Source organism: Puniceicoccus vermicola (genome assembly GCF_014230055.1).
Taxonomy (GTDB): domain Bacteria; phylum Verrucomicrobiota; class Verrucomicrobiia; order Opitutales; family Puniceicoccaceae; genus Puniceicoccus; species Puniceicoccus vermicola.
Window position 1 is genome coordinate 80,356 of record NZ_JACHVA010000081.1, and the last position, 11,527, is coordinate 91,882.

The window sequence follows — 11,527 nt, forward strand, 5'->3', positions numbered from 1 at the left end:
CGTAATCAACCCCCAACCGTTGGGAGCTGAATGAATTTCTCTTCGAGGAAGATTGAAAGCGAGGGGATATCCACCACGAAGAGGAAGATGATCAGCAGGCAGACAAAAACTGTGTAGAGAACGAACCACTTCCGCTTGTACATTTCCTCCGGATTCTCCGCGACGCCGTCCTGCTTCAGCCCGTACCAGAGATACCATGTGAAGAGCACCGCGACAAAAGGGAAGATGAGGAGAAACTCGATACGGTATTTAATGAGGAAGACCCCGAGAAAGAGGGTCGAGTTCATCGCGTAAAAAAAGCTCGAGAGGAGAAGGATGTTCTTCGTGTATTTCTGAAATGATCGGCGATAGAGCCCCGCCCGCTCCGGATCGTCGATGCTGCTGTATTCCGAGTAGCGCTTCACTGCCATCAGAAAGGCACCCCCAAACCAATAAGCCAGCAGCACACTGGAGGGAGGCAGGATGTCTTTCGCCACAATCGCCCATCCCAAAACCAGACGAATCGGGTTATTGATCGACTCCGAAAGCACATCGACAATCACCCGCTCCTTCAGCCGGAAGGGCCTCACATTGTAGAGGAACCCCATGAAGAGGAAGAAGATGGAAACGATGAAAAAGAGCTTCCCGAGGTAAAATGCGATCCCGAGTCCGATCAGACCGAAAGCCAGATACTCAAGAATGACCCACTTCGCCTCGATCTTCCCCTGAACGCTCGGCCGCTGACTCTTGATCGGGTGAAACCGGTCAAACTCTGCGTCCAGAAACTCGTTGATCACATAATTCGCCGAAGCCAGCAGACAGGTCGCCACCACCCCGAGGATGAAATGGATGAAAAAAGTTCCAGTCAGCTCCCCGACAAATAATAGGGCAAGCCCGGTGCCGGGAAGCATGAAGATGTTCTTGAACCAGTGGTCAGGTCGAGCGATGCGCAAATAGGGATTCATCGAAATAAAAAAGAGTTAAACGGGGATTCCCTCAAAGAATTCGCTGAAGGGCCAACCCGAAATGCACGTAAATGCTCCAAGCCAGTGTCGGAATCAAGAGCCAACCGAGAATTCGACGCCCCCATCCCACTGGATCGTCCTTTCCGCGAGCCGACCAGCAAAGAGCAAACAGGAGCACCATCCACGGCACATAGTCCACTGCGTAACGCGGCGCGGAATAGGAAAAGAGGGCGATGATGAGAAAATTGATCGCCGCAGCTACCGCCACCACCGCAAAGAGCCAAAGGGCCCGCCGGTCCGAGCAGCGCCAGAAGGCCACGGGGCAAAGAAATGGCAAAAGCACTAGGTAGGGATTCGCCACCAAGAGACCGACCCCGCCTTCGACCCGGATATAAGACGACGGCCGAGACACCCATTCGAGCAACTCCTGACCTCTCAGATGAATCCACGGAAACGGCGAATAGATCGCCGGGGGCTGAAATAGATTAATGGTCAGGTTATAGGCCAAATTCTCCGGCTCGAGGAAATCCACGGTGTTCGGATCCACCACGCCTATCTGGAAATTGTGTCCAAACTCCAACGGATCTCCAAAACGCGAATAGTTGTGGACCAGAAGCAGCAACCCAATTGCCGCAGCCGGAATAGAAAGGGCGAGGATCTTGCGCAGACCTTCCACCCAATATCCCCGCCGCAGCACCAGAAAGAGAAATACCGATGCGACAAAAACGAGGCTGACCAGAACAAACGAGTGCCGACTCCCCATTGCGAATCCCAGGGCCAACCCCGCAAAAAACAACAAAAACGCCGACCTCCCTTTCCGCAGACCTTCGAAGGTCAGGAAGACCGCCGCCGCCATCCACATCAAAGCCGAACTCAACGCAACCTCATAGACGACCGAACGCGCCATCAAAAAGAGAGCCCCGGTTGTCAGGCCAATCGTGAGCAGCCCCACGAGAATCGAACCTCCACTCGGCTTGGTCGGCAAGAGACTGCGCACCCGCAGGAAAGTGAAGAAGAGAAAGAAAAACGCCCAAGAAAGAAAACACGCATCCGCCCACCGATCCGGTAGGTCGGTTCCCGTCACCACTCGCCACGGAATGTAGAGAGTGACGACCGGTGCCGGACCAAAATAGACGTAGTAGCGATTGTGGAAGAAACTCGCATCATGCAGCCGCAAAGTCTCGTTCGCGACCGGATCAAAGGGATTCTCCAATTCGAGGAGAGGCCGAGAGGGCTCCTCGAGCAAATCGAGTCTCCCGTGTAGGAACGACTCCGTGAGATGAAAGTAAAGATTGTGCCCAGCCATATGTTGGGGCACCGGCTTCTTCTCAGCTTGAGCCCCTAAGGAAAGATAGGTGACGACAAATAAGAAGAGGCCGACACCGACCCAGACCCCAAGAAATCCAGCCAGCCCCCCTCCCTCTTGTCTCATTTCCAACCAGACCCGAATCATGAAAATCGAGCCCCACCCGAAGAGCACCAACGCACAAAAGGTCGCCCCCAGAGGTAAGAGCAACCGGAAGAACTGGTCCCCTCCGAACACCGAAGGCTCCGGAGGATTGATCAGAAAATCGAACTGAGGGTCGCCTCCTGATGAACGAAAGATCAGCCCTCCATCACCATCGGGTCCGATCTCCGTCAACTGAACTGTGGGAATCAGAACTTCGCGTAATTCTTCACCACGCCATTCCAAGGTCTTTTGGTCCGACAACAACCGCACCGCCCGAATCGAAAAAAGTCCCGGCTGCGACGGTCCATCAAAACGAATCTCCTCCCAATTCCGCGAAGGCAGGACAATCTTCGTCCATTCATAGCTCCCCGAAGCGACCACCGGGATCCGGCGGCTCTCCTCTTCACTCATCCCCTCCCCGGTATTTTGATAGATTTGCAGGAAGACGTCATCTTTCCGTCCGTGGAGCGAAGTGCGCGCGTCCTTTTCCAAGCGGACCTCGACCTTCAACTCGACAGGGCTGAGCCACCCCGGAGGGAATGCGAGAAAAAGCATCCCCTTCACCAAGACCACCATGAACGCGATCCCGACCACCCAAAGAAGCGGATTTCGTAAAATGCGGGAAGACCTTCCCCCGAGGGATGTCCCCGCCATCATCGAATCCAGCCCGCTTTTCGGTAAGCGTCGGCGGTATCCCGCAAGCCATCCTCAATCGGGTATGCCGGCTCATATCCAAGAATTCGCTGCGCTTTCCGGATATCGAAAGCCCGGCTCTTGGTAAAGAAATCCACTCGACGCCGATAAATGGGCGGAGTCAGACCGAGAGGAATCATCGTCTTCTCACAGATCGTTCCCAGCCACTGCACGGGCGCCGCTGGCAGGTGAACCAGTTTCCCCTTTTTCCCCATAATCGAGGCAATCCTCTGCACCAGCTCGTTCAGAGAAAGATAGCGGTCCCCAGCGACAATAAACGGTTCCCCCACCGCCTCGGGCACGGTGCCCGCCAAGAGAAACCCGGAGGCAAGATCCTCCACGTGCACCATATGGTAAAAGATCTCGCCATCTCCGAGCAGGAAAATTCGATCACGATTTGCCAGTCGGAACATCTTCAAAAGCCGCTGATCCTCCGGCCCAAATATCGCCGCCGGCCGAACCACACTCACCGGCAAACCCTTCTCCCGATAAAACTCCCAAGCCAGCTTTTCCCCTTCCAGTTTCGTGTCCTGATAAATGTCCCCCGGGGAATATCGATAGTTTTCGTCCGCTGGTGGGTTCTCAATATGCCCATGCACGCCAACCGTGCTGCAGTGGACGAATCGCTCAACCTTCTCTGCCACAGCCGCCGCACAGAGATTTCGAGTCCCCTCAACATGAACCTCTCGGTAGACATCATCGTTGAGCCCCCCCTCACGATAAACCGCTGCCAAATGAAAAACCTTCGCCACTCCGGCAACCGCTTCCCGCACTGCCGAAGGATCCGTCACCGATCCCTCCACGCACTCGACGCCCGCCAGCCCCTTCGAAGCCAACTTCTCCCGAGAGCGCACAAGCACCCGAACCTGAGCCCCAGCCTCGACCAACCGACGAGCCAACACTCCCCCGGCAAAACCCGTAGCTCCCGTTACCAGAACCCTCTGCCCAGCATAGGACGATTCAACTGCCTTCAAATGTTCCCGCGACATCACTCAACAATAACCTTACGGAGAGCAGAAGGGTCAATCCCGCAACTCACCCAGCCCCTCTCCATTCGATTAAGTTTTCCGGTCACTCCGCTCTCTAATAACGAAAATAACAACACCCAGGACCTATCCAAACAACCCCTTGCGCAACCCAGTCCCAACAGAGAGCCCCTTCCAGTCACTCCCCCGCAAAGGACGAGGCCTTCGCGCCCGCTTCCCTTCCGGTTCATCCTCTAGGAACTTGTTCACAAAGTCCTCCGATCCCAGCACCATCCCGTCTGAAAAATAGCGAACCCGACACCGCAATACCACGGAAAGAGGCAACTTCCCCTTCTCCTCCTGCAAAACCCGGACCGCTTCTTCGTGAGAAATGGACTCTTTCCCATCTTTCTCTCCATCGCCAGCCCCATACAAAGTCTGCCGATACCCCGCCAGGTCCTTATCCACAACCGAAAGCCCGGCTCGAGCCAGTCGCCCACCCCCAAGAGCCTCCGCATAACCGCAAAACCGATAATCCTTAGGATCCGAAACCAACCCCGCCCGAACTGCATTTAAGTCAATATACGCCGCCACCGTTCTAAGTGCCCAACGGTCCCCTTCTACCAAAACACTCTTAAAACGGGCCGACCAAAGCGGCCCAAACCGATCCCGCGACCGATTGAACCAAAGCGTGAATCGAAGCTTCAAAGTCCGCATAAATTCAGAGACATCATGCATCCGGCGGGTAAGCTCCTTGCGCAACTCCCTCCCATCAAGAAAGTTATCCTTCAAATGCCCTTCCAAAACCTCCGCAGGCATTGGATTCCAAGGAGTAGGCTTAGGATAAAGCTTCCGATACCGCCGAACCAACTCAGCATCCGAAACCTCCGTCCCTGCTGGCGGCACCTCCACCAAAATATGAAAATGGTTCTTCATCACCGCATAAGTAACCACCCGAACCCCGGAGAACTCGGCCACCTGCCAGATCATCTTTCGCAAAACCTCCCTCTCCCGATCCCCGAAGAGAGCCTCCCCATTCACTGTCCGGCTCATCAGATGATGATAAGACAATCGGTCCGATTCCTTACGTCTTAATTTGCCCATGCCAAAACTATCACCTTTCTTCAAGTCATAGTCGAATATTTTATAACGGTTATATTAAATTATCCCTTACCAGTAACTTTCGGAATTTGATCAATGTTACCTCTCCGAAGATTGAGAGGATCGGACCATCCTATGGATGAAAGTATTCTTCACTCGCTTGGAACGGAGAAAATACGGGATCCAGATTAGGGCTGAGATTCCGGCGCGGACTACGCCTTCCATGGCGTCGTCTTCAGTTGACTCGGAAACCATAGGGATGAAGTCGGCTGCGATCAGGTCGATCGTCACGAACAGGAAATTGATGATCAGGAAGGCGATCATTGCTTTTGGGGCCGCTGCGTTTTTCTGGAAAAAGAAGACCAAGAGAATAATGGAGAAGACCAGAAGGCCGAAGTTTCCGGCAATTTCGAAAATCAGGAGCGGAGCCCATAGGGGATGGTAGTATTCTGACCCAGGGGTGGTGAGGACGTCCCAGCCTCCGGAATCGAAAATTGGGCCATAGGTGGTCAACAGCAGGGCTCCCAAGGCGAAGGGGGCGACTAACAAGCCGAGAATGGGGAGGACTAGCCAGCCGCCTAGACCAGAGGGGGTATTGGGGGATTCCATTGCTTTCGATTCAAAGTAGGCCTTTGCACTCCAGGTTGGGTCCGGATGGCCTTATGAAGGGGTCAGCCCAGTCCTTTTCAGAGCAGATGCCAAACCTTATCTATCTCGCTAGATCGATTTACGATTGCTTCGGAGACAAGATGAGCCACTCCGTTTCCTCATTCCGGCCTTCGAGCATGAAGTATTTCTTCAAGCCTTTCGGGCAGAGGTTGAGGATGGGGTGTTTTGGAAAATCGTCCAGTGTGCGCTCGCGAAGCTCGATGTGCTTCAGGTCATGGGTGTCCTTCGAGCGTTCCTTCAGACGTTCCAAGATGTCCGCATGGGCAAAGAAGTGGAGTTCGATCAGGAGATGGCAGTTGGCCAAGCCGGGAACCTTTTCCAGGTCGAAGAGTTCGTTCTCGTATCCCTCACAATCCAGAATTACGAGGGTCGGGTCCTTGTCACCAATCTCCCGGTCCAATGCTTCCGGATCGCAGAAACCTTCGATCCGCACCCGATTCTCCAGGCCATTGCGTTTCAGAAGCTTACGTTGGAGGCTCCGCCCCAATGGATCGCCTTCAAAGGCAACGACTTCGACATCCGGAATCTTACTGGCAAACCCAGCAGCGTAGTAGCCCTCCGCGGTTCCCACGTCGATGATCTTAGCCGGATTCAGGTCGATCAGCTTCTGAACTTCATCGTGCAACTCCACTTCATAAGTGGCGATCAACTTGTTGTAATAGGCGGAGCCGACACTCGTGTAGACGTAGCGCAATCCTTGAAACGGACCTGCAATGACTTTTCGCCCACATACCCAGTAGTAGAGCCAATGAGCCAGCAAGTATGGCTGGGCCCAATGCGGCAATTTACGTTTCAGAGAAGTGTAAGCAGCTTTGACCATCGATATTAGAAAATAGGAACCAGCTTTTTTGGATCAGTCGGAGGATGGAAAGGCAACGGCAATCGGAACCCTGCCTCGAAATTGCTGACTTTCGGGAGCTTCCGCCTCCCGAAGTGAATCATTCGACCCGCTCACTTCGGCACGGGAATCCGCCGCCGCCCTTGGCCGGGCAATTGATAGATCCAATTATGCTTCAGCCGCATCAGGCGGAAAGGATCGTCCCCTGAGCGGACATACCGTTTCCCGGGAAAAGAATCCGAAAAAGCCGCGCGATATCCTGCCTTCCGGACCTCCTCTCTCGCCACCTCCCCGGCTACCGCCCAAGGGAAACAGAGAATTCTCGCCGGTCGTCCCAGCTCCTCTTCAATCCTCTTCCGGCAGAGCGACAGATCCTTGCGGATGGCCTCCACCCTCTCGGTCTCGGTTTCCAGCCTCCCGCCTTCGAAGCATGCCAAGGCATCTGACATCCTTGAGCGGGTCACCCATCGCTCTTGACCGATTTCCCGCTCATCGACCGGCCGAAACGATTCCTCGCCCGTCCAAATTAGTGGTTTGGAGAGCAAGGGCATTGCACGAAGCGAATCCTCGGTCCAAAACGGCACCTCTTGATCGGCGCCTACCGGAATCTGCTCGTGGGCAAAAGTGTGCGACTCGACCTCAATCACTCCCTCCTCGTCCAAACTGCGCAGCTCATCCCAGCGGCAAAACATTTCGCAACCCCGATCTCCAAATTCTTCCATTTCCGGGTCTTCCTCGATCGTCGTTCGAACCCCCTCGCGCACGGACACCCGCCCCGGAACGGCAAAGGTCACCGCCCGCAACCCATAACGCCTCAGCAAGGGTGCCGCCACTGTCCAGAGAGAGGTCCATGCATCGTCGAAGGTGAGCAAAACCGTTTTCTCCCGAATGGTCTCGCGGCCTTCGAGAATCCCCAACATCTCTTCCACATTGGCACAGCGATATCCATTCTCGCTCAAGTACCGCAGGTATGGCTCCAAATACTGAGGAGTGACCTCATGGAAATGGAAAACGGGTAAAATCTTTCGACTCAACGGCCCCCCGAAGAGGAACATCGGGTAGCACCCCGTGGCCATATCGAGCGGCGCTCGCAGCGGGCAGAGTTTCTCGGTCCAGGGAATCTTCGGATTTTTCATTTCCACAACCTCTCCGGAATCTTGGTGCACAAACGCCCGATCACCGCCTCGGCCTCAGCCCGACAATTCTCGGGACTCCATCCCAGAACGCGCCCCAGCCGCTCCGCCGCCCGATGAATTTCCTCCACCGAGCACTCTTCATCGAGCACAACATTCCGCCGGCGCAACAAAGCGTCTGCCAGATGAAAGACCTTTTCGACCCGCACCCCCTCGCGGAGGATCGCCTCCGCCGGATCCTCTTCTGCGACTAGGAGAGACTCCCACGGGAACGGCACATCCGAAAAAACCCGCTTTCCCGACCGCAACCTCGGCTCGAGTTCCCAGCCTAATTCTTCCAACGCCTCCCGCGCCATCTCCGGGGCCGTCGTGTATTTCACCGTCCGTACCGCCAGGCGATTCTCCTCGAGATCAAAAATAGCACTCTCCTTAGCCGGTTGCGCCACATCCTCCACCCGATCATCGGCGGGAAGCAGTCCGCTGTGAACATAGCGCAAGCTCTTCCGATCAAATCCCATCCCCGGCGCCACCGCCTCAATCTCCTCCAACCAACGGGCCAAATCCTCCTCGCTCACGGCGGTATCCGGCATCTCCATGCGGTCATACCAAGTCCCCACCATCGTCTGATCGCCTCGGGGAACAAAAAACAACAGCCGGTTCCCACGGCGCACCAGTGCATCGGGATCATTCGTATCCTCCCGACTCTCCAACCCGACGGCCTGATTCCCCAACGGCTTCCCTTCGAAAACCAAATTGACCCCGCGCAGGACTGGCAGACGCCCCTCCGACAAACGCTCTTCGACCCGCGGCCCCGTCGCCTCAATACAAACCTTGGCCTCTACAGATCGGGTTGAGGACTCGCGCTGATCGAGAAACTTCGCCGACCAGCCCTCGCCGGATTTCTCAATTTCCAGCACCTCGCAATAATTCCGGCAGACCGCGCCGGCCTTCTCGGCAGCGCGCACCACCTCGTAAATGACCCGCTCACTGTTGGTCATCACCGCCTCGTTCCATGACGCCACTCCATTGGCCCCCGGAGAAAAAATCCCACCCGGAACGAAGCGCTTTGGATCCCCGGCCAAGACTTTGCCCGCTGGACCCGGACCTCCATCCCGCCAGAGTCGGCAGAGCATTCCGTAAAGAAACAACGCCGCGCGCATGGCACCCCTACCCCGAACGCCATTCCCCCGCGTTTCCAAGTAAAACGGAATATCCTCAATAAAATCTCCCGCCAGCGCGCGAGTGGAACGCACCGATCGCCGCGACTCCCGGATCCGCTTCAAATTCCCATGTTGCAGATACCGCAATCCCCCATGCAGTACCTTCAGACTATTCGCCGAGGTCCCAGCTCCAAAGTCGTCCTTTTCGAGGAGAATCACCCGCGCCCCGGTTCGCGCCGCTTCGAAAGCGATCCACGCCCCCTGCACGCCTCCACCGACCACCATCAGGTCATACATCTCCACCGATTTTAAATCCGACGCACTCATTCCTCTCAAAACCCAATTGCCCCACTCTTTCCCGACTTTGGCAAGCTTCTCCCGTCAGGAAAATTTGATCGCGACGGACTCCCTCATTCCGGTCGCCGGCATCCGACAATGCTTGCCGCAGAGTCGACCACCCTTACTCAGGGGATCATTCCATCTGATCGCGGGCGAGCTTGCGCATGTCCTCGACCTTATCGATCTCATCCATGATCTCGTGCCCGATCATCGTTTCGATCACATCTTCCAGAGTGACGACTCCGGCGAAACCACCAAATTCATCGACCACGATCGCCATATGCTCTCGCTCCTTCAGGAACCGAAGAAACAACTTCTTGAGCGAAGACTCTTCTTTCACCACAAAAGCCTCGTGCACCAAGTCCGACAAAGGACGATCAAACTCATCACGCGCCGCCGCCGCGAGGATATCACTCTTGAGCACATAGCCAAGGATCTCATCAACGCTCTTTCCCCGCACTGGAATCCTTGAATAGGGAATGCTCTCATGATCCTTCATCACCTGGCCCACGGTCCGTTCCGATGGCCACACCAAGGTGACCACCCTCGGGGTCAGGACATCTTCGACTTTCACGGAACGAAAGGCGATCACGCTACGAACCGCTGCCGCCTCGGTCAGATCGAGAATCCCTTCCGCCTGGCCCAGTTGAGCCATGGCCAGCATCTCGTCGCGGTCCATTGATGAATTGTCATCGTTGCGCGACAGCAATCGGGTAATCCCCATCGCGAGCCACACAAACGGCCGGAGGATAATCGTCAGCCAATACGTGATATAGGCCGAGGGTACGGCCAATTGCCGCCAGAAAGTCGCCCCCACGGTTTTCGGGATGATCTCCGACAAAACCAGGATGAGCAGCGTCAAGACAGCCGAAACGATGGTCAACGAGGCCTCTCCCCAGACCAACTGCGCCTGCGCACCGACGCCTGCAGCTCCCGCCGTATGGGCAATCGTATTTAGGCTGAGAATCGCCGCCAGAGGCCGATCGACATTCTCCTTCAACAACCCGAGCAACTTGGCAGAGCGCGCGCCCTTTTCCTTCATGCTCGTTACATAGGAAGGCGTCATCGACAGAAGCACCGCCTCCAGAATCGAACAGAGAAACGAGCAAAGCACCGCCAAGAGAAAATAGAATATCAACAACCCCATGTGAGATCCGACGGTATCTAGACTCTCTCCAACCTCAAGCCCCACTTTCTCCCCTCTAGATCCTGTTCGCCTTTTCAGAAGATCTTCGCATCATCCCAAAGGATGATCAGAACCAAACTTACCCTCCTCGCCTTTCTAGTCCTCCCTTTCATTGCCTCTGCGGATCCCACCTCTGAAATCCAGTCGACGTTCAACAACCTCGACCAAGCCGTCCTCAACAAGAACGCTCAAGAAGCCTTCTCTCAACTGAGCAAAGAATCTCAAGCCTACGTCGAAAACATTCTCCAACTCGCCCTGACCGCCGACAAAGCGACCCTTTCTGAAAAACCCATATCGACCATTCTCAGTGTCTTCGCCATCCGCAAGGAAGCCAAAGGGAAAGCCCCGACCAGCGCCGCCGATGCACTCATTTTGATGTCGGAAGACTACGCCAAGATCAGCTCCAACGTCTCCCTCGGCGAGATCACGATCGACGGCGACGAAGCCAACGCCCAGATGATCATGAACGGAAAAGTCAGTCCCATGGACTACGCCTTCGTGAAAGAAGACGGGTCATGGAAAGTCGACCTGATCGAGCAAATGCAAGCCACCGAGAAATTGATGTCCCAGTCCATGGGTGCGACTGGAGCCCCCAGGAAAATGATCCTCGACCAGATGGCCCGCGTCTCTCAAAGCGCTGGCGTCAACGTCTGGACTCCCCTCCAGTAGGACCTTCGCGCCCCCCGGTCCGCGGGACCCAACTCCCGCCATCCGGGCGAAATTCTCCTTTGCCTCGCGCATCCCCCTCGGACGCGCCGGCTTTTTTATGTGCGGTGTCATCATTGGCGAAGGGCCGCCTAAATCTCAGCCGTATCGATAAACCATCTCTGCGGGGATCGTTCAAATCCGCATCCATAAACGGTAGCGGGAGCCGTAAGCACTCCCACCCCGCCGAGAGAGCGAGAGAGCGAGAGAGCGAGAGAGCGAAGCCGAATCCTCCGGAGCCACCGCCACAAAAAAGGTTCATCGTCGATTGGCGGGAAAGAAGTAGCAAAGAAGCGGAATCGAAGTTAACTGATGTTGTAACTACACTAACATCAATCACTTCA

At 55.5% G+C, this 11,527-nt stretch carries 10 protein-coding genes; 1 reads left to right on the plus strand and 9 read right to left on the minus strand.

Annotated elements, in window-relative coordinates:
* Positions 1 to 5: 5 nt before the first annotated feature.
* The 9 genes from H5P30_RS09720 to H5P30_RS09760 form a co-directional block, all read right to left on the minus strand.
* Positions 6 to 944 (minus strand): UbiA prenyltransferase family protein, encoded by a 939-nt coding sequence (locus H5P30_RS09720; RefSeq protein ID WP_185692751.1) that lies wholly within the window; start codon positions 942 to 944, stop codon positions 6 to 8.
* A 31-nt stretch (positions 945 to 975) separates the two neighbouring features.
* A complete protein-coding gene (locus tag H5P30_RS09725; RefSeq protein WP_185692752.1) occupies positions 976 to 3,048 on the minus strand; it encodes a hypothetical protein in 2,073 nt (690 codons plus the stop codon).
* Positions 3,048 to 4,076 (minus strand): NAD-dependent epimerase/dehydratase family protein, encoded by a 1,029-nt coding sequence (locus H5P30_RS09730; protein WP_185692753.1) that lies wholly within the window; start codon positions 4,074 to 4,076, stop codon positions 3,048 to 3,050. Before H5P30_RS09730 ends, H5P30_RS09725 begins: the two co-directional genes overlap by 1 nt.
* 123 nt (positions 4,077 to 4,199) lie before the next feature.
* Positions 4,200 to 5,105, minus strand: a complete 906-nt coding sequence (locus tag H5P30_RS09735; protein WP_246459582.1) for a transposase — start codon at positions 5,103 to 5,105, stop codon at positions 4,200 to 4,202.
* 147 nt (positions 5,106 to 5,252) lie between these two features.
* Positions 5,253 to 5,762, minus strand: coding sequence for a DUF2569 domain-containing protein (locus H5P30_RS09740; protein ID WP_185692755.1), 510 nt, complete (start codon positions 5,760 to 5,762; stop codon positions 5,253 to 5,255).
* 118 nt (positions 5,763 to 5,880) lie between these two features.
* Positions 5,881 to 6,642, minus strand: coding sequence for a class I SAM-dependent methyltransferase (locus H5P30_RS09745; protein WP_185692756.1), 762 nt, complete (start codon positions 6,640 to 6,642; stop codon positions 5,881 to 5,883).
* Between the two features lie 131 nt (positions 6,643 to 6,773).
* On the minus strand, positions 6,774 to 7,796 hold the full coding sequence (locus H5P30_RS09750) for a polysaccharide deacetylase family protein (protein WP_185692757.1): 1,023 nt from the start codon (positions 7,794 to 7,796) through the stop codon (positions 6,774 to 6,776).
* Positions 7,793 to 9,280, minus strand: coding sequence for an FAD-dependent oxidoreductase (locus H5P30_RS09755; protein WP_185692758.1), 1,488 nt, complete (start codon positions 9,278 to 9,280; stop codon positions 7,793 to 7,795). Before H5P30_RS09755 ends, H5P30_RS09750 begins: the two co-directional genes overlap by 4 nt.
* A 145-nt stretch (positions 9,281 to 9,425) precedes the next feature.
* Positions 9,426 to 10,439, minus strand: coding sequence for a CNNM domain-containing protein (locus H5P30_RS09760; RefSeq protein WP_185692759.1), 1,014 nt, complete (start codon positions 10,437 to 10,439; stop codon positions 9,426 to 9,428).
* A 102-nt stretch (positions 10,440 to 10,541) separates the two neighbouring features.
* Here H5P30_RS09760 and H5P30_RS09765 point away from each other — a divergent pair, with 102 nt between their 5' ends.
* Positions 10,542 to 11,147: a hypothetical protein gene (locus H5P30_RS09765; protein ID WP_185692760.1), complete on the plus strand. Its 606-nt coding sequence runs from the start codon at positions 10,542 to 10,544 to the stop codon at positions 11,145 to 11,147.
* Positions 11,148 to 11,527 lie beyond the last annotated feature (380 nt).

Excerpts from the sequence above, each read along its gene's own strand:
- H5P30_RS09760 (WP_185692759.1), bottom strand. The coding sequence starts at position 10,439 with ATGGGGTTGTTGATATTCTATTTTCTCTTGGCGGTGCTTTGCTCGTTT.
- H5P30_RS09750 (WP_185692757.1), bottom strand. The coding sequence starts at position 7,796 with ATGAAAAATCCGAAGATTCCCTGGACCGAGAAACTCTGCCCGCTGCGA.
- H5P30_RS09735 (WP_246459582.1), bottom strand. The coding sequence starts at position 5,105 with ATGAGCCGGACAGTGAATGGGGAGGCTCTCTTCGGGGATCGGGAGAGG.
- H5P30_RS09725 (WP_185692752.1), bottom strand. The coding sequence starts at position 3,048 with ATGGCGGGGACATCCCTCGGGGGAAGGTCTTCCCGCATTTTACGAAAT.
- H5P30_RS09720 (WP_185692751.1), bottom strand. The coding sequence starts at position 944 with ATGAATCCCTATTTGCGCATCGCTCGACCTGACCACTGGTTCAAGAAC.
- H5P30_RS09765 (WP_185692760.1), top strand. The coding sequence starts at position 10,542 with ATGATCAGAACCAAACTTACCCTCCTCGCCTTTCTAGTCCTCCCTTTC.
- H5P30_RS09740 (WP_185692755.1), bottom strand. The coding sequence starts at position 5,762 with ATGGAATCCCCCAATACCCCCTCTGGTCTAGGCGGCTGGCTAGTCCTC.
- H5P30_RS09745 (WP_185692756.1), bottom strand. The coding sequence starts at position 6,642 with ATGGTCAAAGCTGCTTACACTTCTCTGAAACGTAAATTGCCGCATTGG.
- H5P30_RS09755 (WP_185692758.1), bottom strand. The coding sequence starts at position 9,280 with ATGAGTGCGTCGGATTTAAAATCGGTGGAGATGTATGACCTGATGGTG.
- H5P30_RS09730 (WP_185692753.1), bottom strand. The coding sequence starts at position 4,076 with ATGTCGCGGGAACATTTGAAGGCAGTTGAATCGTCCTATGCTGGGCAG.